22 protein-coding genes and 1 pseudogene are annotated in these 22,195 nt (G+C 62.8%); 1 reads left to right on the top strand and 22 read right to left on the bottom strand.

Annotated features, from left to right (window positions below):
* Positions 1 to 4 precede the first annotated feature (4 nt).
* The 18 genes and pseudogenes from QQK83_RS01035 to QQK83_RS01120 all read right to left on the bottom strand — a co-directional run bounded on the left by QQK83_RS01035 (position 5) and on the right by QQK83_RS01120 (position 17,094).
* Positions 5 to 1,108, bottom strand: a complete 1,104-nt coding sequence (locus QQK83_RS01035) for a DegT/DnrJ/EryC1/StrS family aminotransferase (RefSeq protein WP_284260792.1) — start codon at positions 1,106 to 1,108, stop codon at positions 5 to 7.
* A 3-nt stretch (positions 1,109 to 1,111) separates the two neighbouring features.
* On the bottom strand, positions 1,112 to 1,693 hold the full coding sequence (locus tag QQK83_RS01040) for an acyltransferase (RefSeq protein ID WP_349816209.1): 582 nt from the start codon (positions 1,691 to 1,693) through the stop codon (positions 1,112 to 1,114).
* Complete coding sequence (locus QQK83_RS01045) at positions 1,690 to 2,679, bottom strand: Gfo/Idh/MocA family oxidoreductase (RefSeq protein WP_349816210.1); 990 nt, start codon at positions 2,677 to 2,679, stop codon at positions 1,690 to 1,692. The genes QQK83_RS01040 and QQK83_RS01045 overlap by 4 nt, the downstream gene beginning before the upstream one ends.
* On the bottom strand, positions 2,628 to 3,752 hold the full coding sequence (locus tag QQK83_RS01050; protein ID WP_284260796.1) for a glycosyltransferase family protein: 1,125 nt from the start codon (positions 3,750 to 3,752) through the stop codon (positions 2,628 to 2,630). The genes QQK83_RS01045 and QQK83_RS01050 overlap by 52 nt, the downstream gene beginning before the upstream one ends.
* Positions 3,749 to 4,912, bottom strand: a complete 1,164-nt coding sequence (locus QQK83_RS01055; protein WP_284260798.1) for a glycosyltransferase family 4 protein — start codon at positions 4,910 to 4,912, stop codon at positions 3,749 to 3,751. Before QQK83_RS01055 ends, QQK83_RS01050 begins: the two co-directional genes overlap by 4 nt.
* Positions 4,913 to 4,914: 2 nt before the next feature.
* Complete coding sequence (locus QQK83_RS01060; RefSeq protein ID WP_284260800.1) at positions 4,915 to 5,910, bottom strand: glycosyltransferase family 2 protein; 996 nt, start codon at positions 5,908 to 5,910, stop codon at positions 4,915 to 4,917.
* 6 nt (positions 5,911 to 5,916) lie between these two features.
* Complete coding sequence (locus QQK83_RS01065) at positions 5,917 to 6,927, bottom strand: class I SAM-dependent methyltransferase (RefSeq protein ID WP_284260801.1); 1,011 nt, start codon at positions 6,925 to 6,927, stop codon at positions 5,917 to 5,919.
* A 116-nt stretch (positions 6,928 to 7,043) separates the two neighbouring features.
* Positions 7,044 to 8,867 (bottom strand): ABC transporter ATP-binding protein, encoded by a 1,824-nt coding sequence (locus tag QQK83_RS01070; protein ID WP_284260803.1) that lies wholly within the window; start codon positions 8,865 to 8,867, stop codon positions 7,044 to 7,046.
* A 2-nt stretch (positions 8,868 to 8,869) separates the two neighbouring features.
* A pseudogene (locus tag QQK83_RS01075) lies at positions 8,870 to 9,736 on the bottom strand (acyltransferase family protein); the annotation flags it as partial.
* A gap of 12 nt (positions 9,737 to 9,748) precedes the next feature.
* Complete coding sequence (locus tag QQK83_RS01080; RefSeq protein WP_284260805.1) at positions 9,749 to 9,913, bottom strand: hypothetical protein; 165 nt, start codon at positions 9,911 to 9,913, stop codon at positions 9,749 to 9,751.
* 326 nt (positions 9,914 to 10,239) lie between these two features.
* Entirely contained in the window at positions 10,240 to 10,587 is a 348-nt protein-coding gene (locus tag QQK83_RS01085) for a MarR family EPS-associated transcriptional regulator (RefSeq protein ID WP_284260807.1), read from the bottom strand.
* 198 nt (positions 10,588 to 10,785) lie between these two features.
* Positions 10,786 to 11,808 carry a hypothetical protein gene (locus QQK83_RS01090; protein ID WP_284260809.1) on the bottom strand — a complete coding sequence of 341 codons (1,023 nt, stop codon included), beginning with the start codon at positions 11,806 to 11,808 and terminating at the stop codon, positions 10,786 to 10,788.
* Between the two features lie 72 nt (positions 11,809 to 11,880).
* Positions 11,881 to 13,167, bottom strand: a complete 1,287-nt coding sequence (gene tviB, locus QQK83_RS01095; RefSeq protein WP_284260811.1) for a Vi polysaccharide biosynthesis UDP-N-acetylglucosamine C-6 dehydrogenase TviB — start codon at positions 13,165 to 13,167, stop codon at positions 11,881 to 11,883.
* Complete coding sequence (locus QQK83_RS01100; protein ID WP_284260814.1) at positions 13,157 to 14,170, bottom strand: NAD-dependent epimerase/dehydratase family protein; 1,014 nt, start codon at positions 14,168 to 14,170, stop codon at positions 13,157 to 13,159. Before QQK83_RS01100 ends, tviB begins: the two co-directional genes overlap by 11 nt.
* Positions 14,167 to 15,315, bottom strand: a complete 1,149-nt coding sequence (locus QQK83_RS01105) for a glycosyltransferase family 4 protein (RefSeq protein ID WP_284260817.1) — start codon at positions 15,313 to 15,315, stop codon at positions 14,167 to 14,169. The genes QQK83_RS01100 and QQK83_RS01105 overlap by 4 nt, the downstream gene beginning before the upstream one ends.
* Positions 15,316 to 15,326: 11 nt before the next feature.
* Positions 15,327 to 16,109 carry a YdcF family protein gene (locus QQK83_RS01110; protein ID WP_284260819.1) on the bottom strand — a complete coding sequence of 261 codons (783 nt, stop codon included), beginning with the start codon at positions 16,107 to 16,109 and terminating at the stop codon, positions 15,327 to 15,329.
* 30 nt (positions 16,110 to 16,139) lie between these two features.
* Positions 16,140 to 16,517 carry a hypothetical protein gene (locus QQK83_RS01115; protein ID WP_284260821.1) on the bottom strand — a complete coding sequence of 126 codons (378 nt, stop codon included), beginning with the start codon at positions 16,515 to 16,517 and terminating at the stop codon, positions 16,140 to 16,142.
* Positions 16,518 to 16,614: 97 nt separating this feature from the next.
* Positions 16,615 to 17,094, bottom strand: a complete 480-nt coding sequence (locus QQK83_RS01120) for a hypothetical protein (protein ID WP_284260823.1) — start codon at positions 17,092 to 17,094, stop codon at positions 16,615 to 16,617.
* A 581-nt stretch (positions 17,095 to 17,675) separates the two neighbouring features.
* Between QQK83_RS01120 and QQK83_RS01125 the strand changes: the two genes are divergently transcribed.
* Positions 17,676 to 18,809: an MraY family glycosyltransferase gene (locus QQK83_RS01125; RefSeq protein ID WP_284260825.1), complete on the top strand. Its 1,134-nt coding sequence runs from the start codon at positions 17,676 to 17,678 to the stop codon at positions 18,807 to 18,809.
* Between the two features lie 42 nt (positions 18,810 to 18,851).
* On the opposite strand, the gene nusG is transcribed toward QQK83_RS01125, so the two are convergent.
* The 4 genes from nusG to QQK83_RS01145 form a co-directional block, all read right to left on the bottom strand.
* A complete protein-coding gene (gene nusG / locus QQK83_RS01130) occupies positions 18,852 to 19,373 on the bottom strand; it encodes a transcription termination/antitermination protein NusG (protein ID WP_284260827.1) in 522 nt (173 codons plus the stop codon).
* A 158-nt stretch (positions 19,374 to 19,531) separates the two neighbouring features.
* Entirely contained in the window at positions 19,532 to 20,308 is a 777-nt protein-coding gene (locus QQK83_RS01135) for an alpha/beta fold hydrolase (protein WP_284260829.1), read from the bottom strand.
* Positions 20,305 to 21,606 carry a TRAP transporter large permease gene (locus tag QQK83_RS01140; RefSeq protein WP_284260831.1) on the bottom strand — a complete coding sequence of 434 codons (1,302 nt, stop codon included), beginning with the start codon at positions 21,604 to 21,606 and terminating at the stop codon, positions 20,305 to 20,307. The genes QQK83_RS01135 and QQK83_RS01140 overlap by 4 nt, the downstream gene beginning before the upstream one ends.
* A 3-nt stretch (positions 21,607 to 21,609) precedes the next feature.
* Complete coding sequence (locus QQK83_RS01145) at positions 21,610 to 22,092, bottom strand: TRAP transporter small permease (RefSeq protein WP_284260833.1); 483 nt, start codon at positions 22,090 to 22,092, stop codon at positions 21,610 to 21,612.
* Positions 22,093 to 22,195: the final 103 nt, after the last annotated feature.

Consider the following 22,195-nt stretch of genomic DNA (forward strand, 5'->3'; position numbering starts at 1 on the left):
TTCATCAACGCTGCAAAATAAGCTCGCACACGGGTCGCAAGCCGGCGATCACCTTCGATACCGCTTCAGATGTCATGTAGGGGCCAAAGGGCAGGCTCATAACCTCTTGCGCCGCAAGATCGCTGTGCGCAAGCATCACGGCCTTATCTTCGACCGCAGGCTGTCGATGAAGAGGCAGGGGATAATGAACGGCTGTCGGAATGCCTGCATCTTTCAGGGCCGCCTGCACTTTGGTGCGGTTACTCGCGCGTATCGTGTACTGCGCCCAGACACTGTTTCGGTCCGGCCCGACCTGCGGCGGGGGGATTTCGAGCGCCGCAAGACCAGTGGCATACTGTGCCGCGATGCGCTGGCGCGCTGCGATTTCACTGTCGAACACGTCCAGCTTGGCCAGAAGGATCGCCGCCTGAAGCGTATCGAGCCGCGAATTGATCCCGACACGGGCATGGTGATAGCGCTTCGTTTGGCCATGCCGCGCGATCTGGCGCAACTGCGCTGCAAGCTCGGGGTCAGACGTGAAGATCGCGCCGCCGTCCCCGTAACACCCCAAGGGTTTGGAGGGGAAGAAACTGGTGCAGGCGATTGTGGATAGGTTGCACGAGCGCCGCCCCTTGTAGAGCGCGCCGAAACTTTGTGCGCCATCCTCGATCACGCAAAGCCCGTGGCGTGCGGCTATGGCATTGATCATGTCGAAATCGGCAGGCTGGCCATAAAGCGATACGGGAATGATCGCGCGTGTGCGCGGCGTGATCGCGGCCTCCAGCAGCGTGGGGTCCAGATTGTAGCTGACCGGATCGATATCGATATAGACGGGCTTTGCGCCCAGAAGTGCGGTGGCTTCGGCGGTGGCGATATAGCTGAAACCAGGGGTGATGACCTCGTCGCCCGGCCCCACGCCAAGCGCCATCAGCGCGATTTGCAGCGCATCGGTGCCATTGGCGCAAGTGATGCAATGCGCAGCCCCGGTATAGGCCGCAAGCCGTTCTTCCAACGCGGCCACTTCGGGGCCAAGGATATACTGCCCATGCGCCAGCACGCGCGCGATGGCGGCGTCGATCTGTGGACGCAAGCGTTCCTGCTGAGCGGCAAGGTCAATGAAGGGGATCATTGCTCAGGCCTCCCGCCGACTGACCCTGCCATCCGACAGGGTATAAAGATCACCCGTCTTCGGGCAGGTAGCGGTGCCCGCCCCCGTAAGCGGCAGATCAAGGCGTTCGCCAAATGCGCTCATCCAGCCGATCTGGCGGGCCGGAACGCCGACCATCAGCGCGAAATCGGCCACATCGCGCTGAATGACAGCGCCTGCGCCCACAAAGGCGAAGGCCCCAATCGTAACACCGCAGACGATGGTGCAATTCGCGCCAAGCGTGGCCCCCCGCCTTACCAGCGTGTCGCGATATTCATTCTTACGCTCGACCAAGGCACGCGGGTTGTAGACATTGGTGAAGACCATCGAGGGACCGCAAAAAACGCCGTCCTCCAGCGTGACATTGTCATAGATGCTGACATTGTTCTGGATCTTGCAGCGATCCCCGATCACCACCTTGTTGCCAACAAAGACATTCTGGCCCAGCGACACGCCCGCCCCGATGCGTGCGCCGGCGCATACATGGGTGAAATGCCACACGCGGCTGCCCGCACCGATCTGCGCGCCGTCATCTACGATGGCGCTGGTATGGATCATGACTGTCATGTCCGGGCCTTGTGGACAAGGGGATGGCGGTCTCCTGTGGTCAGCAAGGATGCGGTCCGGATATCGCTGACCGTCTGGATCGCCGCACGGTTTTCCTCTAGCCCGAAGCCGCGCCCGGCGAGGATTTCCTCATAGCTGCGCGTGTGCAGATCGGTGAATCCATCAGAGAATTCGACATCCTGCCCATCCACCGTGATCGCGCGGAAGGTGCGCTTGCCCTGCGCGCGTTCGGCCTCAGGCACGTCATCCACGTCGATGGACAGGAACCAGCGTACGCGGGCACGGTCATATTCCAGATAGCCCGCAGCCTTGGTGGGCGTGTTCAGATGTACGGTGTTTTCCCGGACATTGCCGAAGACGAAATACAGCATGTCGTAGAAATGCACCCCGATATTGGTGGCGATGCCGCCGGATTTCTTCTCGTCGCCCTTCCAGCTTTGCAGATACCAGTTCCCGCGCGAGGTGATGTAGGTCAGGTCGACATCATGGACATGATCGCCACTCGCCGCGACCTGTTCGCGCAACGCGATGATCGCGGGATGCAAGCGCAGTTGCAGGATCGTGTTGATCTTGCGCCCGGTATCGGCCTCGATTTCCTTCAAACCGTCGATATTCCAGGGGTTCAGCACCAGAGGCTTTTCACAGATCGCATCCGCACCCGAGCGCAGGGCAAAGCGCATATGGCTGTCATGCAGGTAATTGGGCGAAGCGATGGCCATGTAATCGACCCCCTGCCCCATGCGGCGCTGCTTGTCGACATGACGGTCGAAGCGTTCGAATTCGGTGAAGAAATGCGCCTCGGGGAAATGGCTGTCGATTATGCCCACCGAATCATTGGGATCGAAGGCAGCCACCAGATCATGCCCGGTCTCGCGGATGGCCTTCATGTGCCGGGGGGCGATATAACCGGCAGCCCCTATCAAGGCGAAGCGTTTCATGTCTTGTCCTGCATTCCTGGTCCGGCTGTGAGAGATGTGTCTGGGCATTGCGCCGCAATGATCGCCTCGATCTGGTCAAGCTTCCTAGGGTAGGTATGTTCCAGCGCATGGACCCTTCGCCTTCGGCGCTGCTCAAGCGTGTTCAGGCTGTCCAGCCGCTCCACGACAGAGGCGAAGAGATCAGGGTAGCTGCCATTCAGCGGCGCCATTTCGATCAGATCGGGCCTGTCTTCGTAATCCGACAGGTAGCTTGATGCAACGACAGCGCCGCTGTGCAGATATTCCAAAACCTTGTGGGAATTGGAAATCTGCTCGGGGTCCATCTGGGTGCGATAAAGAACCATGGCAATGTCCATGGCGCTCAGATGGCGATAGACAGTCGGTGGGTCCTGCCAGCCATACCAAATGACATTTTCCAGACCAGCCAGCGCCTGCCTTAGCGAGGTGGTGTCCGTAAAGCGCCCAAAAAGGTGAAAATCCACGCGCGGGCCATGCGCGCGCACGACCTGCGCGAATGCCTCTACATCGAGATACCGTATCTCGAGATTGCCGATATAGGCCGCATGGATCCGGTCCTTTGGCAGATTGGGGGGGGCGGCCTGTCCGGTTGGAAGGGTCAGGCCATGCGAGACCAGATGCACCGGCTTGTCCACGCCGAGGCTGCGCAGGCGGTTTGCAATGGGGGCATTCAGGGCAATCGCAATATCCGCCGTGGACGCGGCTTTTGCCGGGTGAAAATCCTGGTTGAGATCGACCTGCTGGTAGATCTTGAGACGGTCGCCGGCAAAGCCCAGGTCGTAGAACCTCGAGTTTTCGAAATTCCAGACGATATCGATGCGCTCACCCGCGAGCGCTTCCACCTGCGCCAGCCAGCGCGCTTCCAGACCGCGGCGCATGGCACCGGGCATGAAGCGCAAACCGGGGGCGACGCGTGACGCGTGCAGGACGCGCAGGTCGCCCGGCGCATCGGGGACCGGCACGAGATGCATCGGGCCACCTTCGCCCGGAGGGCCGTGGAACAGCACCCTGTGGCCGCGGCCCGCAAGCTCACGGGCGTAGTGATGCTTGCTGACGAAATGACCGTCCCAAGGCTCGGGCGAGATGATCAGGATTGTGCTCATTCCGGGCGGTCGTTGATGAGCGTATGAGATCCAATTACCCCGATCTCTTCCATCGTCGTCCGATATGAATCCCGCAAACCAGATGGCGAGAACCGTGCCTGGGCGCGATGGGCAATCACCCTCCGGTCCCAGTTGCCGTCAATCCACATAGCAATGAATTCCTCAATTGCCTTCGCCCACGCCTCTGGTGTCCGGGCAGCGACCTCCACCCTGTCTTGCGGCCCTGCATACTCCGCGATTGCGGGGATATGTGGACCGATCAAGGGGACGCCCGCCCCAAGGGCTTCGGCACAGGCAATGGAAAATGTCTCATAATCCGAAGAATAGAGGTAACCGTCGCTGGCAGCCAGCTGTGTGGCGATCTCGGGCTTGGTCATCTTGCCCGTGAAGCACGTTCGGTCACGCAAGGCGCTTTCCGCAACAAAGGCTTTCATGTCCTCGATCAGCTCGCCATACCCGCCAACCACAAGATTGAATGCGATCCCGGACTCGGCCGCCCGATGCATGCCCTCCAGCATCGGCATCGGGTTTTTCACAGCGACCCACCGGTTCACCGCGAACAGCGTCGGAACCTCGCGTGTACTTTGCGCTGCCCCATGCAGAGGCACCACATTGGGCAGAACGAAGCCGCTGAAATCGTCGCGCTCGGAGAATTCGCGGATATCCTGTAACAGGGCGTTCGATACGGCCAGCACCGGGTCCCCCTGTTGAAAGGGGCGCTGCATGTGTTTGAGGGCGCGGCTGCCCCGGGGCAAATGAAACTTGTAGTGATACGCCGACCAGTGTTCGCTGATCACGAGGGGACGACGAAAAAGCTTTCGCCAGAAACGGGAATGAATGAGCAACGGATAGGCGATGTGAAAATGCAATGCCCGAAACCGCCAGGCACGCTCGCGCAGGAGAACAAGGACGAGAAGCAGGGTCGAGAGCCATTCCAGAGGTTTGCTGCCGGGCCGCACTGGAGCATGCAGGATGTAACCGCGTGCGCCGCCGTCCAGAACGGGTCTTTCGAAACGAGGCCACTGCCCGCGGGCGGGGCGCACCTGAACCACGACCACGTCCCCCGGGAGCTCTTCTCGGAACAGTGCGATCTGGTCACGCACGAAGTTCCCTTCGACATTGTCCCAAGGGCCGGGGTACCAGTTGGCGATGTGGAGCATTATCATCTAAAAATATTAGAATTTTCAAAATCTTTAACCAATCCATACCTGGACGCAAAGCCCTTTGCAGCATTAAATGCAACCCGCACAATGATCCCCGCCCTTTGCAATATACTTAGCCGGACGCCCGAAATATTGGCAATTTGAAAAAGCCCACGGATCATTTTCACAGAACACGGCCAAATCTTAACAGTATAAAGCTCACTTTTCAGGTAGAACCACTTCATAATTTCACCTGCTTTTTGCTCATCATACCATTCAGGAAGCTTGCCTGAAAGCCAATAAGCAAATTGTATCCTCGCTTGAAGCTTCTCATCAGAATCGTCAGTTTGCGATGAGATATTGACGCCACTCATTCGAAACCCCAACCAAGAACTAGGAACGGTGACAACTGGCCCTCCTGCAGCTACGGCTAGTGTCGTCGCATGATCGCTACCCCAAGCTCGCGGCAGCGACATAAAGCCTCCCGCCTCTTCTAATGCTCGCCTTCTGTAGACCGAGTTTGCGAGTGATAATCCCGCCTCAAGCCCCCGAAGCTGACGCAGGTAAAAGTCCCCAGAGCATATGTAGGATGGCTGAGGGTGCCTTTCACCAAGAGCCACATCTTCCTTATCAATTGTAACGACAGGGATATGAATTATGTGTGACCCAATTTCATCCGCTATATATGTAGAAGCCCTGATTTCCTCGATGCACTTCGATGAAGGAAGATCATCATCGGGAACCACCCACACCCAATCACAATTGGGGACCAGCTCGAGAGCACGGTTCCACTGTCGAGCTAGGTCGATGTGACCCAACCTCTGTTCAAATCTGAAGTAATATATGTTTAAAGAATCTTTATACCCCTCACACATTTCCCGCGCAATCAATTCAGAGGCGTCATTCGCGACGACAATATTAAAATCTGAATCGCTTTGCTGAGCCAAAGCTTCAAGTAACTTCTGGAAATAAGATGATTTATAGAACGGGACTAAAACTGTTATAGTTATGCTCATATCTCTTTACCCAGCCAAGCGAAGCCAAAAACTGGCAGAATCTCCATCTCGAATGAGATTAAGGAAAATTGAATAATCGTGAAATCGCCCACCCTCCGATTTGGAAAAAATATTAGCAGACTGCTCAATAGACATGCCGCGCAGGTAAGCCTCACTACCCGAAAACTGAAATCCGCTTGAGTCATATATAATATTCTCTATTTGCAAGCCCGCCCTTTCTGCGAGCCCATACATTCCAGAAGCAGTAGGAATAAAAATATGCCGGGGCGCATCGATCTGCACCCAAAAGCGACCGTATTTCCGAAATGCATACGAATCAGCAAGCGGAACCCTGATCAAAACCCGACCACCTGCAGAAAGTAGGTCACGAGCTTCCATTATGCTCCTTTGCGGGTCTTCGAGATGCTCAAAAACATGATGCAGCATTACAACATCAAATCGCTCATCGCGCATATCTTTCATATAGGCTTTAAGAATCCTTGGGCCCTCTGCAAGTGACATATGATCATCGGGGAGAAATGGATCTATACCTGTCAGATTCGAAAACCCATAAGACGACATTTCTTGCAAAAGCGCGCCAGAACCGCAGCCAACATCAAGTATACGTGAGTCTAAACTCATGCATCCTCTAAAAATCCAATTAAAGTAAACGGGCCTCACCCAATGAGCAAAGCGATCCCCCACATTTGAGGACCCCAATTTCCCAAGGGCTGCGCGGCGCCTTATCGCAGCTTTAAATCCCACTTTGGGTCGACTGATGTTTCTGCTTGCAAATGAATAATATTTCTGCTCATAATACCAGCTTAAGTTCTCCGGAATGCTTATCAGCGACAACCCTCCGCAAGTCGAACAATGCAAATAATCAAACTCTTCTTTGGTTCCTATCATCATCTCCGGCGCGCGAATAATGATTCCATCATGCGACTCTCTGAGACAAATTCGGCATTTTTTCATTGTTTGCCTTTCCAATGGCGGCGAGAGAGAAGGGGGGCAGCGAAAGTATTCGCTACCCAACACCTCATGGTTTAGAAGTAGCAACCCAAAATCTGCATGCAAAGAAAATTTGCAAAACCGGCTTTTGGCACAGGCATTTTTTGGCGTGTAATTATTTCATGAATTTCCAAATCTCACCTCTATGTGGCCTCACTCAAGCTGGCAATGCGCCGAAAAGTAGGGCTTGAACTCATAAGCTCACTCCAGCTGTCGCAGCCCACCACACGCCCCTTGTCGAGCACGACGATCCGGTCGCACCGCTTTACCGTACTCAGGCGGTGAGCGATCATGATCACCGTCTTGTCGCCCGGCAACGCGTCGATGGCATCCATCACCTCGGCCTCGGTCAGGTTGTCCAATGCGCTGGTCGCCTCGTCGAAGACGATGAGGTCGGCGTCATGATACATGGCCCGCGCGATACCGATGCGCTGGCGCTGCCCCCCCGAGAGGCGCACGCCGCGTTCGCCGACATGGGTCTGGTATCCCTCGGGCAGATCATCCTCGACGAAGCGGTCGATCCGCGCGATCTGCGCCGCGCGGCGGATGCGTGCCTGGTCGATCTCGTGAGGGGGGACGCCCAATGCGATGTTCTCGGCCACGGGGGCATCCGTCAGGAAGATATCCTGCGGGACGTAGCCCACGCTCCGCATCCAGGCGCGCAGGGTGTCCTCGGTGATGGGGGTGCCGTCGGCGACGAGCCTGCCGGTGTCGGGGTCCAGCAAACCCAGCAAGATATCCGCCAGTGTCGTCTTGCCGGCACCGGTGCTGCCCACGATCCCGATCTTTTCTCCCGCGCGGATGGTCAAGGACACGTCGCGGACGCCGGCGTGATCCGAATTGGGGTAGCTGTAGGAGACATCCTCGAGACTGAGCGTGGTCTTGAGGCCAAGGCCCTGGGTCGGTGATCCTACAAGGCGATGCGTGGCCCCTTGCAGGAGAAGGTCCTTGTGAACCGCCTCGACCGCCGCCGCGCCCGTCTGGATCTGCGCCAGCGACTGGTAGAGCTTCGACAGCTCGGGCATCAGGCGCTGTCCCGCGAAGGCGAAGACACCGATGACCGGAAGAACCCCGCCAAGGCTGTTGCCCGACGCGATCCCGGCGGGGTCGATCAGCACCATGCACAGGATGATCACGCCGCCCAAGGCAACGGCTTGCAGCGCGAATTGCGGCACCTGGGAAATGACCGAGATCTTCACCATGACCCGCGCCATCAGGATCGAAGGTCCATCAAATCGACCGAGATACGCGCCCTCACGACCGAGAAGCTTGATGTCCTTGATGCCTGTCAGGCTTTCGTTGGCCAGTCGGTACCTCGCGCGATTGGCTTCGATCTGCTCCGCCCCCAACCGTTTCAGAGCCTCGCGCATCCCGATATAGATGACCCCATAGATCCCCCCCAGGACGGCAAAGGCGATGGCAGCCACCAGCGGGTCCACCCATAGTAGCAGGCCCACGATGGCGGCCGTCGTCAGACAGGCGGCAATGAATTCCGCTGCAGGACGCAAGAATTCGAGGACTACCCGTCCTGCTTCCGTCAGCACCCGCGGCCCCATTTCTCCGGAATGGCGGTTCAGGAAAAACGCGTAGGGTTGCGCGAGGTAGGTCGCCAGCAGCCGATGGCTGATGGAGTGCATCCGCATCATGGCAAAGCGCGCGACGGCCCAGGTCCGCAGGATCTGGATGACGCTCGACAGAACGATCACCGCGAATGAGGCCAGCCCCAGCCCCACCAGGAACCCATACTCGGTGTTGAAGCCGAACGCATCATAGGCCCATGCAAGTGCGGGGGTCGTCTCGATCCGCGACGGGTCTGCGAGGACGGCAAGGAACGGCATCACCGATCCGACCATCACCGCCGAGGACAGCGCACCGATGATGATGATCGCCAGAACGATCCAGGCGTTGCGCCGTTCACGCGCGTCCAGCAACGCCCAGGCTTTTCGCCATGTGGATGTATCGATCATGATCAGGACGGCTGCACGCGGCGCATGGGCGCAAAGCGGCGCACCCACCTGAGCGCAGGACGCTCGAACACGACATGGTATGCCGCACCCAAAGCGGTTCCGAGCCCGACGCAGATCGCAAAGACCAGCCCGCGCGGCCCAAGCGATTGAAGCAGTTCGGCCGTCACCGAGACCACCGGGCTATGAACAAGGTAGATTGCATAAGAAGCAGCCCCCAGAAACACGGCAAAGCGCAATGCCCCGGCCTTCATGGCCGGGTGATACATCGCGCCGGCCAAAACGAGCAGCGCCAGCGGCGGCCCCAAGATCGCGCGTTGCCCTGTCCAAAGCATGATGACCGCCAAGAGACTCAACATACCGAACACCAGGACCCAGCTGCGAAACTCTCGATCGAGTCGTGTGAAGGCCCAGGCCGCGAGAACACCACAGAAAAATTCCAAGACGATCGGGTTGGTGGCCGCGAAGCCTGCAGGGCTGGTTCCGGGATCGACCTGTCCCAGCAACACGAGCAAAAGCAGCACCGCCCATGCAAGGCTCGCCATCACGAACGCCCGGCGGGACACGAACGCGAGCAGGAAAAGGGCGTAGAACATCAATTCGTATGTGAGTGTCCACGCAACGGTCAGGGTGGAAATCTTTTCCATCGGCAGCAGTGTAACCGTCGCCCAGAACCCCCAGGCACGCTCTTCGATCGGACCGTCCTGAAAGACGATGAGCAAGGCCATCCACGCGAATGCCACGGGAAGGTAGGGAACGAAGATGCGCGTCACCCGTTTGAACAGGTACAGCTTCGCGGACGCGACGCCGGGCGCGTCCTGTCGATGGCTGTAATAGATGATGAAGCCGCTCAGAACGAAGAAGAAATCGACGCCATATTGCCCTCACATGAGGAACCGCTCTCGTGGCACGTCCGCGAAATGCGCCGTTGCCTGATCGGCGTGGTGAAGAACGACGAGCAGCGCGGCGATCGCGCGCCCCACTTCAAGCAGAAGCAGCTTGTCCGAGGGAGCATCCGAATGCAGCGGCGCGCGCTGCCCTATCGGCATGCCTTGTGCAGCAGTGGCCCAAGTCATTGAGCTATCGCGCCTTTGCCTTGTGTTTCGGCGTGACGATGTTTGCCTCGGATGCGTCCGCATATTTCGCAGTCGGTGCATTGACCGGTTGGGTAAAGCCACAACCGTCGGGCTGACCATGATTTTCGTTCATGGACGTGAAAAACATCGAACTCACATTCGTTTGTAGCGCGTTACCGGGCTCCAAACGCTCCAAGGCGCAGCACTTTCCCGAGTCTGGCAGCATCCGGGCTGTCAGCGGCTACGCCACTCAGCACCCACACCCGGCCACGCCCCCTCCAGCATCACCGACCGCAAGCTCACTTGCCCTCGCCCGTGGCTTGGCCAAGCTCGGCCTCGATGCTCTCGATCTCGGCCTTCAACGCCTCGTATTCCGTCATTTTCCGCGCCAGGAAGGCGCGGGTCATGCGGGTCTTTTGCGCCAAACCGGCGGGCGTCAGCAGATACACATAGCCAAGCTTGTTCTCGGAGGCCCGGAAGTTGCGCATCTTCACGTGGCCCTTTTCGATCAGGGCGTTGACGCAGTAGTTCACAGCCCCAAGGCTCAAGCCCAGCTCGCGCGACAATTCCCGTTGGCTGATGTCCGGCCGCGCCTCGATCAGGCGCATCATGCGGAAATGGGCGTCCTCGTTCGGTCGGCGGGGCATCAGCGCAACTCCGCCCGCGCCTCGACGGCTACCGCACCGGAGCTCGCTGCCGCGGTCCGCCGGAAAGACGCCCCAAGGGTTTCGCCGTTCATTCCTGAACGCTATGCCGCGAGGCCGCCTGCTGCAAGTGATATTCTCAAGACAGATGCGCGCGGCGCGCGCCCCACGGCTCGGATCGGCATCTGCACCGGGCCGCGCTCACCCGAACCAGTCGGCCAGCGGGATGCCCGCCGCGGCCGCGGCCTGCGCACGGCTGTGGAAATGCTCCACCACCTCGTGGCCGCGCAGCTCGATGTAACCGCCGAAGCAATAATGGAACAGGGGACCGCTCGCCGTCGCAAAGCCCGATGACATCCCGACCTTGCGGAATTCCGTGACCACCGTCACGGGGGCTTCTGCCGCACACAAGACCCGCTTCAGGACCGCCAGCTGTTCCGTGATCTCGGCCTGGCCAAGCCCGGCATATTGCCCACGCCCTTTTGCCAGATCCTCGAGCGGGTAGCGGTCGAGCAGGATCAGGCTGCCGTCCGGCGGCACCACATCCTCGTCGAGCGCCGCCTTCAACCGGCCCAGGTATTCGGCCCGCTGCGGCGACCAGCCTTGCTCGGCCTTGAACACGGCCGGGGTCTTCAGGATCTCGGGCAGGCTCTCGGGGGCGTAGACGAAGGGGGTGTTTTCGGACAAGGCGGCGGAAAACACGGTCGTGGCCCGACTGGTGTAATCGGGGTGGAAGAGGCCAGCCACCGACAAGCTTGCGCGCGAAAAGCCCCATACCTTCCTGAGATGGCGAAACCGCTCCAACAGCGCTGGATCGGCACCTTCCACCGGTTTACCCAATGGTGCAGGGCGGTCTGAGGCCGACCATTCCACGGGGAAACGCTGCGCGAGGTGGCCAAAGATGGCCTGCTTGATCCGTGCAATGCTGACTTCGCCGACACCGGGAACAAGCCGCAGTTGCGCCAGCACCTCCTCGGGGTCGGACAACAGGTCCGACAGGGTGGTCGTCTGCCCGAACTCGCTGCGAAGCAGGCCGGGGCGCAAGCGCAGGGAGGCCCGGTAAGGCTGCAGGATCTCGGATAGTGTTTTGTGCAAGCTTCGATACTCCGACCGACATTCCACTCTTTTGAGCTGCGGTCGTTCGCACAATTGTTGAGCGATGTAAAATATGTTGTCCTTTCGAAGGCGGACAAATGCCGGCCTGCCGCGCAGGTCGGGCGGCATACTGCTGCCGCACAAGCCATCGTCAGGCGGTCGCAGTGACGAGCCGTCGGCAAATGTAGCCGCTCGCCCGCGTCAGAGGCGCAGATCGCTCTCGGAGGGCGCGAAGCGGCTTTTCAGGTCGAAGAAGACATGCGGTTCGCGCCCGTAGCGCCGGATCGCTTCCGCCCCGCCATTGACGAACTCGTCATGGGCCACCGCACAGATCACGCCATCATAGGCCCCCGGTGCCGGGGCGTCCTGCAGGGCGATACCGTATTCATGGGCGGCCTCTTGCGGGTTGACCCAAGGGTCATGCACATCGACCGCGACGCCATATTCCGCTAGCTCGCGGACCACGTCGATCACCCGCGTGTTGCGCAGGTCGGGGCAGTTCTCCTTGAAGGCCAACCCGAGGATCAGCACCCGCGCCCCCTCGACCTGGATGCGCCGGCGGAGCATGGCCTTGATCATCTGCCCCGCGACATAGGCCCCCATCCCGTCGTTGATCCGCCGACCGGCCAGGATCACCTGCGGATGATAGCCCAGCGCCTCGGCCTTCTGGGTGAGGTAATAGGGATCGACCCCGATGCAGTGGCCGCCCACCAGGCCGGGGCGGAAGGGCAGGAAATTCCACTTCGTCCCGGCCGCGCGCAGCACCGCCTCGGTGTCCAGCCCCATCCGGTTGAAGATGATGGCCAGCTCGTTGACCAGCGCGATGTTGAGGTCGCGCTGGGTGTTCTCGATCACCTTGGCCGCCTCGGCCACGCGGATGCTTTCGGCCATGTAGGTGCCCGCCTCGATGATCGAGGCATAAAGCCCGTCCACGGCGCGGGCGACCTCGGGGGTCGAGCCGGAGGTCACCTTGAGGATGGTCGTCAGCCGATGCGCCTTGTCGCCGGGGTTGATCCGTTCGGGGCTGTAGCCGCAGAAGAAATCCTCGTTGAACCGCAGGCCCGAGACCCGTTCCAGGACGGGCACGCAATCCTCTTCGGTCGCGCCGGGGTAGACCGTGCTTTCGTAGATCACGATATCGCCGCGTTTCAGCGCGCGGCCGACCGTTTCCGAGGCCCGCAGAAGTGGCGTCAGGTCGGGGCGCTTGGTGGCGTCGATCGGCGTGGGAACGGTGACGATGAAGACGCTGGCGCGCTGCAGGTCGGCGGGATCGTGCGACAGGGTCAGACCGGTGGCGCGGCCCAGCTCCTCGGGCGTCACTTCGCGGGTGTCGTCGCGCCCGGCGCGCAGGGCGTCGATGCGCCCCTCGTTGACGTCGAAGCCGATGACAGGGCGGTGCCGCGCGAACTCCACCGCGAGGGGCAGGCCCACGTAACCCAATCCGATGACCGCGATGGTCGCGCCCCCGAGGTCGAAATCATTTGCCATGGTAATCCCTGAACCAGTCTACGAAACGGGCGATGCCGTCCCTGAAATCCGTTTGCGGCCTGTAGCCCGTCAACCGCTGCAACAGGCTTGCATCGGCCCATGTCGCGGGCACATCGCCCATCTGCATCGGCATGTAGTTGCGGATGGCCTTCTGGCCCAGGCTGTCCTCGATCGCGTCGATGAAATCGAGCAATCGCACCTTCTGCGAGTTGCCGATGTTCACCACCCGGTAGGGCGCGACCGGCGACAGGCTGTCGCCCGGCTCGATCTCGTCGGCAGAGGCCGGGCGCTCGGGCACCGCGTCGATCAGCAGGCGGATGCCGCGCACCAGGTCGTCGACGTAGGTGAAGTCACGATACATGTCGCCGTTGTTGTAGATGTCGATGGGCCGCCCATCGAGGATCGCATCGACGAACTTGTAAAGCGCAAGGTCCGGGCGGCCCCATGTGCCGTAGACGGTGAAGAAGCGGAACATCGTCGTCGGCAGGTCCCACAGATGCGCATAGGCATGGGCCATGCTTTCGTTGGCCTTCTTGGTCGCGGCGTAGATCGTGAGCTGCGTGTCGGCCTTCTCCGTCTCGGTGAAGGGCATCTCGTCATTCGCGCCGTAGACCGACGAGGTCGAAGCCATGAGCAGGTGCCGCACCTCCAGTCGGCGCGCGGCCTCCATCACGTTGAAGGTGCCGATCACGTTGGCATCGAGATAGGCGCGCGGGTTCTCGAGGCTGTAGCGCACCCCGGCCTGGGCCGCGAGATGAACGATCACGTCGGGGCGGAAGGTATCGGCCACGCGGTCGAAGGCCTCCTGGTCTTCCAGCATGGCCTCGGTCGCGGCGAAGCCGGGCTTTTGCAGCAGCATGGCATGGCGGCGCTGCTTGAGGCGGACATCGTAGTAATCCGTCATCCCGTCGAAGCCATGCACCTCGAACCCTTCGTCGAGCAGCAGCCGCGCAAGGTGAAATCCGATGAACCCGGCTGTGCCGGTAATCAGAACCCGTGTCATCTTGCGTCTTCCCCGTTCACTTCCGAACCGGCCCCGCGGCCCGTCACATCCGCCACCGCGTCCCGGTAGGCCTGCACCACGATCGCCTGGTCATACTCACGTTCCATCTTGCGGCGGCCCGCCATCCCCATCGCCGCCCGGCCCGACGGCCCGAGCGCAATCATGCGCAGGCAGGCCTCGGCGAGGCTTTCGGCGCTTCTGACGTCACATAGAAGCCCCGTCTCCCCGTCGGCAACCACGGAACGGCATCCCGGAACATCGGTCGCAACCAGCGGGCGCGCCATCGCGGCCGCCTCGATCAGCGTTCGCGGCGCCCCCTCGCGGTAGGAGGGCAGGACGACGCAATGCGCCTCGGCGATGGCCGGGCGAACGTCATCGGTGGTGCCGAGATAGTCGATCACCCCCTCGGCCTCCCAGCCGCGGACCGTCTCGATCCCGATGGCCGAGCGGTTGGCGGCATCCGCCGCGCCAAGCAGCCGGAACCGCGCCTCGGGATGGATTCGGCGGACAAGGTGGGCGGCCTCGACATATTCCAGCACGCCCTTGTCGCGCAGCAGCCGCGCGATCATCAGGAAGGCGGGGCCCTCCGCCGTCGCGGGAGAGGGGGTGGGCGCGAAACGCCCGAGGTCGATCCCCGACCCCGGCAGAAGCCGCGCTTGCGCCACGCCCACCAGCCCGCGCCCGAGAAACAGCGCGCGGTCGTCGGCATTCTGGAAGAACACCACCGGCAGCCCGTGAAAGGCGCGCCGGTAGAGCGCCACGGCGACACGTTCCAGCGCGCCGCCCGACAGGAAGGCGGTTCCCAGCCCTGTGACATTCGGCACGAAGGGCACCCCCACCGCTTTCGCCGCCAGCGCGCCGTAGATGTTGGGCTTGATGGTGAAGCCCAGCACGACATCGGGGCGCAGCACGCGAAACGCCCGCCGCAGCCGCCACAGGAGGGCGGCATCGCGGGCGGGGTTCATGCCCTTCACGCTCATCTCGAGCGGATGGATGCGGCAACCCAGCGCCTCGAGCTGCGCCGCGGTCTCGTCGCGGGGGGCCAGAACCGTCACCTCGTGCCCGTCGGCGATCAGGGCCTCGACCAGCGGGCGACGGAAGTTCCAGACGTTCCAGGTCGCGTTGACGGTGATCAGAACATGCATCGGTCCGACGCCTACCGGCTCGTGATCTCATAGACGGCGCGCCCGACCCATTCGCGGATCGCCGTGTTCAAAAGGCCGAGGTTGCGCCCGAAATTCCACCCCAGCGCGTCGCGCCAGTCGCGGGTCCGGTGATCGACCGGGTAGGGAACCAGCTCCTCCCATCCCGCCGCCTCGAAACTGGCCAGCGCGCGGGGCATGTGAAAGGCGCTGGTGACCAGCACCCAGCGCGCGCCCGCCTCGGGCTGCACGAGGGCGCGGGCCAGCCGGGCATTCTCGGCGGTGTTGCGCGACCGGCTTTCGATCAGAAGCCGTCCGCCCGTGATCCCTTGCGCCGCGAAGATCCGTTCGGCAATCGCCGCCTCGGACACGAAACCGCCCCCGATGTCGCGCAACCGCCCGCTGCCGCCGGCAAAGAGGATGCGCGCCTCGGGCGCGGCTCGCGCCAGCGCAAGGGCGGCGACATGCCGGTCGCCACCTTCGCCGAGCTGCGCTTGCCCCGAGGCGACCGAGGCGGCCACGTCCTCGCCGCCACCCAGCACGATGATGCCGTCGATCCCGTCGGGGGGGGCGATCACGGGATGGTGCTGTTCGATGGGCCGCAGCAGAAGGTCGCCCAGGGGGACGAGGCCGATCACCAGCAGGGCAAGGGCCAGCCCCGCGGAACTGCGCCGCGCAAGGCGCAGCCTACCGGTCCGGATGGCCCAGACCGTCATCAGAGCGGCCAGAACCAGCCATGTCTCGAGCATCAGCGCCGCGCCGACGAGTTTCGAAATCACGAAGAAAACTGTGTCCATCACACGCGGCCCCGTTCCTTTGCCGGGGCCTCAAGGGCACGGTTGCCGCGTCGGGTCCAGTGATTCGGTGCGTGCGGCGGCCACGGCGCGGCGGCCCCTGAGGTGGCGGCGGACCGACAGGACCGACAGGATGATGACCGGCAGGGCAAGCGTCGCAAACGTATCCCGCGCGGCTTCCGCCCACGGAATGCGGCCGGTCCAGATCACCCATTGCACGGCGTCGAAGGTCTCGTTCAGCAGCTGCAGGCCAAGCAGCCCGAGCAGCGCAAGGCCGAACCGGTGGTCCCAGCGCCGCAGCGCCACGGCCAGCAGCGCGAACACCACAAGGCCGAGCGGGACGTGCAACAGGTCCTGATCAAGGCCGAGCAGGTCCACCACCTGCCCCTTGAGCGAGGTCCAGTGGGTCATGGCTGCGTGCCCCGCGGCCCGTCACCCGCGCAGGGCACGCAGCGGCCCACGGGTGTTTCAGCGCGTGTGGCGCGGGATGCGCCACGCTGCAGGTGCATCACGTCCCGTCGGCGGCCCCGCCGCCGCCACCGCCGCCCGCAAGGCCCAGCAGCAGAAGAAGGCCGGCCCCGGCGATGATGGCACCTGTGCCGGGCTGGAACGAATCACGCAACTCCTGCGTGCTCTGCGCGGTCAGCTCGACGCAGGGGTTGCCGTCATAGGGCGTCGCCGCGCTTGCCGCGACGGGCACCCGCGTTTGCGCCACCCAGGCGCAGCCACAGGACGAGGTCAGTTGCGCGGCCTCGGGCACCGCGCAGACCAGCTGCTGCCGGATCTCGAACACCTGATTGTCTTCGACAAACGACACCAGCCGCGATGCGCCTTCCACGAGAACGCCGTCGCTCGATTGCGACGACATGCTGGGGGTCAGGGCGGCCCCGTCGGCGGACTGCGCGACGGGAGACAGCGTGCATCCCGCCAAGGCGATGGCGACAGACGATGTGAGCAATGCGAATTTCGTGCGGCCAAGGCGCGTCATGATGGATGCTCCGTGCAATTATTGCACAAGTGTGCGCAGCCACTCCGGCTTAGTCAACCGAGCGAGGCGTCATCGCGGCCGGGAGGGCGTGGTCGGTGGCCGGTGTGCATCGGGGACACACTGGGCGGCTATGTTGGGGCCGCCCATTTTCCAAGCATGGCGATCAATATGCAGGCATGAGCGTATATTCGGCGGGCGCGCGCCGCATCACACGCCATCCCGTTCGGGCGGATGGCGGCCTGTACCCATGGAGGCGTCTGGCCAATGGCCCGACCATTGGGAATCACTGACTTTCGTGTCGGGCGGGCCTGCCCTGCACGGCGGAGCGGCAGCGGGGCTATGACGGGCCACAGTCGTGTCGTTGATGGGCTCGAGGGTGTGGAAGAGAAGGATAAACTTTTGAGTAACCATTGCCGATTGGGGGTGAGCAGGTAAAAAATGGGGGTGACCACACCTTGACTCAAGGTGACTGCGCTCTCTACTCGGGTCAGTGTGACGAACGTCACAATCTTGGTGCTGATGGGTGACCTCCGCCCGGTGTTTAAAGTTGTATTTGGTTTCCCGAAGATGGATCCGACATGATGCTGCCGTATGCCATTTCAGAGATGTCCGTTTGGACCATCTTCGCGGTTTCGGCAGTGTTGTCTGTGGCCATCGTTCTGACTTCAAAGAGTTTTCGTCCGCTGTCAGGGCGTGATGGCGACCTGACCAGCGTCCAGTCCGCCCACCGGGTTGCCACCCCGCGCCTTGGCGGCATCGCCATTTTTGCCTCTCTGATCGCCACGCTGCCATTCGCGCCGGTCTATATCGAAACCGCCTATGGCAACTTTCTGCTGGCGGCCTCCGTTCTGTTCGCGGCGGGCCTTGCCGAAGATCTGGGGTGGCGCGTGCCGCCCAGGGGCAGGTTGCTGGCGGCCGTTGTCGCCAGCCTGTTGGTGATCGTCATGCTGGACGCCTGGGTGCCGCGGATCGGGTGGTCCGTCCTCGAACCGATCATGGCGAGCGGCCTTCTCGGGATTCCGTTGACCATCTTCGTGGTCGTCGGCATCTCGAACGCGTTCAACCTGATCGATGGCGTGAACGGTCTTGCCGGAACCACGGCGCTGGTCTGCGCAGTCGCGCTTGGGTGGATTTCCCACGCGACGGGCTACGACGCGATGATGACCTTCACGACCTTGCTGGCGCTGGGCATCGGTGGCTTTCTGCTTCTCAACTACCCGTTCGGCCTGATCTTCCTCGGCGATGCAGGGGCCTATACGCTGGGCTTCGTGCTGGCATGGTTCGGCGTGGCGATCGTGATGAACCATTCCGACGTGACGCCCTGGGCCATCTTGCTCACGATGTTCTGGCCGATCGCCGACACGTTGCTTGCCATCTACCGGCGCGGGCTGGGCAAGCGGCCCGCGATGCAGCCCGACCGCCTGCACGTCCACCAGCTTGTCATGCGCAGCCTCGAGATCACCTGGCTCGGCCGCGACCGGCGCGCCGTGTCCAACCCGTTGACGACCTTGGTCCTGCTGCCTTTCATCGTGGCGCCGGCCTGCCTTGGGGTGCTGCTGTGGGATCAACCCGCGCTCGCCTTCGGGGCCTTCGTCGGGCTGGTGGTGCTGTTTTTCGTGGCCTATTTCCTGATGACCTTTTTGGTCAGCAGTGGACGCTTCGGACGGCTGCGCACGACCGCGCCGCCCCCCCTGTCGGAACACCCGGCCGAGTGATCGCCGACGCCTTGGCGCGGGGCGCTATACGTGCCCCCGATCTCAGCCCTTGCCGTCCGCCAAGGATGGTTTCGCAAGGTTGGACCTGGTGGTCGTCACCGTCACCTTGCGACCCATCAGGTCGAGCAACAGGCTGATGCGGGCATCATCGGGCGCGGCCACCACCTCGGCCACCCAGTTGGCGAAGGGCCCTTGCACCACCCGCATGTGGCTTCCGACCTCGATCTCCTCGGGCGGAAGCAGCAGGCCCTGTTCGTCGGTGCGCTCCAGCAGTTCCTCCACCGCCCCGCGCGGCAAGGCGGAGGGAATCCCGTCCTGCAGCGACACCAGCCTGAGCACGCCGAAGGTGTTGTTCACCGCGGCCCAACCGGGGCGGTCGAGGTCAAGTTCGAGAAAGACATAGCCGGGAAACAAGGGGCGCTGCACGAGAACCTGACGCCGCCCGCGTTTTTGCTGACGCTCCTCGCGCGGAAGAAACGCATGGAACCCCTGCCGCGACAGGTTGATCAAGGCGCGCTGCTCCCCGTTGGGCTTGGTGCGCGCGACAAACCAGCGTGTTGTCATCTGGCCATCTCCCTGGTTCTGGGCGTGCGGTGTGGGAGTTGTCCGAAACCATCCCGCCCCCGGCGACGGGGGGACAGCCACGGTGCTCACCACGCCCGCTTTGTCGGCGAGCGAGGCGGGATTTTCAACCGGTCTTCCCACGCCGCGGCCCGGCAGGGTCAGCCCGACAGGAAATCCTCGAGGATCAGCTGGAAGATCCCCGGCTTCTCGACATGCGCCGCGTGCGATGCGCCGGGGATAACGGCCAGCGAGGCGGCGGGAAGCCGTGTCCAGAGCTGTTCCACTTGCGGCCATCGGTAGGACCGGTCCCGGTCGCCCCAGACCACCAGCGACGGCATGGTCAGGCCGGAAATCCCCGCGCGCCCGTCCCAGTCGGCCATTGCGCCCAGCGCGGCCTCGGCCGCCGATGGATCGGCTTGCGCGCCGATGGCCGCGATGGCTTCGAAGGCCGGGTGCGCCTCGCCGTGCAGGAACCACGTGGCGGCGATGCGGCGCGCCGTCGGCGCCACGCCATCCGCGAGCAGGCGCTCGAGCGACACGCCGATCGGCTCGAACCGGTCCGGCATCAGGCCGAGCGGCCCGGTGCCGTAGAGGACCAGCCGCCCGATCCGCGGCGTGATGCGGCGCGCGACCTCCTGGGCGATCATGCCGCCCATGGAATGCCCGACGAGGTTGAACCGGTCGATGCCGCGGGCGTCCAGATCGGCGATCACCTGCTCGGCGAAGCCGCCGATCGACGTGGGGGCAGGCCGCCGGCTGGCCGTCCCGAAGCCGGGCAGGTCGAGCGCCACGGTGCGGAAGCGCCCGGCAAGACCTGCCTCGAGCTCGGCCCATTGCGCCGATCCCCCGAGGTAGCCGTGCACGAGAACCAGCGGCAGGGCCTCGACATCCGGCGCATCGGCCGGGTGAAGGTGGACATCGCGCGACAGGGTCATTGCATCTGCTCGGGCAGCCACAGGGCCAGCTGCGGGAAGGCGATCAGAAGCCCGATGAGCAGCACCAGCGCCCCGATGAACGGCAGGCAGCCCCGGATCACCTGGCCTATGCTGACCTGTCCCCGGCTGATCCCCTGGATGACGTAGAGGTTCAGCCCCACGGGCGGCGTCAGCACCGCGATCTCCATCGTCACGGTGTAGACCACGCCGAACCAGATCAGGTCGAAGCCCGCCGCCGCCATCAGCGGAAAGATCGTGGGCAGGGTGATGAAGGTCATCGAGACCGGCTCGAGGAACATGCCCAACAGGATGTAGAACACCAGCACGATGGCCAGCACGGTGTAGGGCGACAACTCGAAGCTCAGGAACAGCTCGGTGAATTCCTGCGGCACGCGGTAATAGGTGAGCACGAAGCCGAAGAGCGTGCCCGCCGAGAGCAGCAGGCCGAGGTAACCCATGGTGCGCATCGTGGAAAAGAGCGCGTCCTTGAAGCCCGCCCAGCGCAGGCCGCCCACGCCGAAGGCGAGGATCACCGTGAGAAGCGCGGCCACCGCCGCGGCCTCCGTGGGCGTGGCGATGCCGCCGTAGATGGCGACCGTGATGACAAGGCCGATGAGCGCGATGGGCCCGACGGTCGCCCCGATCTGGAACAGGGTCATCCGCGCCGCCTGTTCACTGGCGGGGATGTCGTCGGGGTGGATCACGCCCCAGATCATCACGACGACGGAAAAGAGCGTCGCAAGGATCAGCCCCGGCACGACGCCCGCGATGAACAGGTCGCCGATGCTCTGGTCGGTGACGATCCCGTAGAACAGCAGGATCAGGCTGGGCGGCAACAGCACCGAAAGCGTGCCGCCCGCAGCCAGAACGCCCGACGACAGCTCCTTGCCGTAGCCGAGGCGCAGCATCTCGGGCAGCGCGACGCCGCCGATGGTCAGCGACCCCACCATGGACGAGCCCGACACCGCGCCGAAGCCCGCGCAGGCCCCGATGGAGCCATAGGCCGCCGAGCCCCGGACCCGCACCCCCTGGTGCAGGAACTGGTAGAGCCTCGGGCCGATATGCGACCTGCCGATCAGCTCGCCGAGGAAGACGAAGAGCGGCACGGCGAGCAGGATGTAGTTGATCCACACCCCCCAGAGCTTCAGCTGCGACGAGACCAGCGAGGTCTGGAAACTCTGGATCTGCCACAGGAACGGCAGCGACGCGGCCGCGAGGGCGAAGGGAATGGGCAGGCCCATCCCGATCAGCAGGACGAGAAGACCGAGCAGCCCGAGACCGACTTCATACCATTCCATCGCTTACAACTCCTCGGACGGGGTCAGGGCGACGCGCGCAAGGCGCAGCACCGCGTAGACCGTGAAGACGATCAGAGACAGCGCCCCCGGCGCCCAGAAGATCCAGCGCGGCCACAGCAGGATCTCGGAGGAGGAGCCGGAGTTGAAGGCGCGGATCGTGGCGTTGCCCGCCGCCGTCGCAAGGAACATCCCCACGCCCAGCATCAGGGCCAGGTTGACCAGCGCCACGATCTTGCGGCCCTTGGCCGGCAGCCGGTCGGTCAGCATCGTGACCCTCGGATAGGCATCCTCGCGCAGCGCGTAGGCGAGGCCTGCGAAGGCCACCGGGAACAGAAGCAGCGCGGTCGCCTCGGTCACCATGCGGTCCGGTGAATTCAGCGCGTAGCGGGTGAAGACGCCGTAGCTGATCCACACCATCTGAACGAGGATGATGCAGGCCCCGGCCGCCGCCAGCCAGACGACGAGCCTTTCGACATGTCGGATCAATCCGTCGAGTTGCGTCACTGCCGCGCCCCCGTGAAACTGTTGCCGTGCAAACGGATCAAGGTGCCGCGGGCCAAGGCAATCGGCCCGCGGTCCTTCGGTTCAG

The organism is Roseicyclus amphidinii (assembly GCF_030163755.1).
In the GTDB taxonomy this organism is placed as follows: Bacteria; Pseudomonadota; Alphaproteobacteria; order Rhodobacterales; family Rhodobacteraceae; genus Roseicyclus; species Roseicyclus amphidinii.

Bases quoted from the DNA above. Each gene is read 5' to 3' on its own strand.
- QQK83_RS01080 (WP_284260805.1), bottom strand. From the start codon at position 9,913: ATGCCGATAGGGCAGCGCGCGCCGCTGCATTCGGATGCTCCCTCGGAC.
- QQK83_RS01110 (WP_284260819.1), bottom strand. From the start codon at position 16,109: ATGGACACAGTTTTCTTCGTGATTTCGAAACTCGTCGGCGCGGCGCTG.
- QQK83_RS01100 (WP_284260814.1), bottom strand. From the start codon at position 14,170: ATGACACGGGTTCTGATTACCGGCACAGCCGGGTTCATCGGATTTCAC.
- QQK83_RS01035 (WP_284260792.1), bottom strand. From the start codon at position 1,108: ATGATCCCCTTCATTGACCTTGCCGCTCAGCAGGAACGCTTGCGTCCA.
- QQK83_RS01125 (WP_284260825.1), top strand. From the start codon at position 17,676: ATGCTGCCGTATGCCATTTCAGAGATGTCCGTTTGGACCATCTTCGCG.
- QQK83_RS01115 (WP_284260821.1), bottom strand. From the start codon at position 16,517: ATGACCCACTGGACCTCGCTCAAGGGGCAGGTGGTGGACCTGCTCGGC.
- QQK83_RS01070 (WP_284260803.1), bottom strand. From the start codon at position 8,867: ATGATCGATACATCCACATGGCGAAAAGCCTGGGCGTTGCTGGACGCG.
- QQK83_RS01040 (WP_349816209.1), bottom strand. From the start codon at position 1,693: ATGACAGTCATGATCCATACCAGCGCCATCGTAGATGACGGCGCGCAG.
- QQK83_RS01050 (WP_284260796.1), bottom strand. From the start codon at position 3,752: ATGAGCACAATCCTGATCATCTCGCCCGAGCCTTGGGACGGTCATTTC.
- QQK83_RS01120 (WP_284260823.1), bottom strand. From the start codon at position 17,094: ATGACGCGCCTTGGCCGCACGAAATTCGCATTGCTCACATCGTCTGTC.
- QQK83_RS01055 (WP_284260798.1), bottom strand. From the start codon at position 4,912: ATGCTCCACATCGCCAACTGGTACCCCGGCCCTTGGGACAATGTCGAA.
- QQK83_RS01060 (WP_284260800.1), bottom strand. From the start codon at position 5,910: ATGAGCATAACTATAACAGTTTTAGTCCCGTTCTATAAATCATCTTAT.
- QQK83_RS01140 (WP_284260831.1), bottom strand. From the start codon at position 21,606: ATGGAATGGTATGAAGTCGGTCTCGGGCTGCTCGGTCTTCTCGTCCTG.
- QQK83_RS01045 (WP_349816210.1), bottom strand. From the start codon at position 2,679: ATGCCCAGACACATCTCTCACAGCCGGACCAGGAATGCAGGACAAGAC.
- tviB (WP_284260811.1), bottom strand. From the start codon at position 13,167: ATGGCAAATGATTTCGACCTCGGGGGCGCGACCATCGCGGTCATCGGA.
- QQK83_RS01085 (WP_284260807.1), bottom strand. From the start codon at position 10,587: ATGCCCCGCCGACCGAACGAGGACGCCCATTTCCGCATGATGCGCCTG.
- QQK83_RS01090 (WP_284260809.1), bottom strand. From the start codon at position 11,808: ATGCCGCCCGACCTGCGCGGCAGGCCGGCATTTGTCCGCCTTCGAAAG.
- QQK83_RS01135 (WP_284260829.1), bottom strand. From the start codon at position 20,308: ATGACCCTGTCGCGCGATGTCCACCTTCACCCGGCCGATGCGCCGGAT.
- QQK83_RS01105 (WP_284260817.1), bottom strand. From the start codon at position 15,315: ATGCATGTTCTGATCACCGTCAACGCGACCTGGAACGTCTGGAACTTC.
- nusG (WP_284260827.1), bottom strand. From the start codon at position 19,373: ATGACAACACGCTGGTTTGTCGCGCGCACCAAGCCCAACGGGGAGCAG.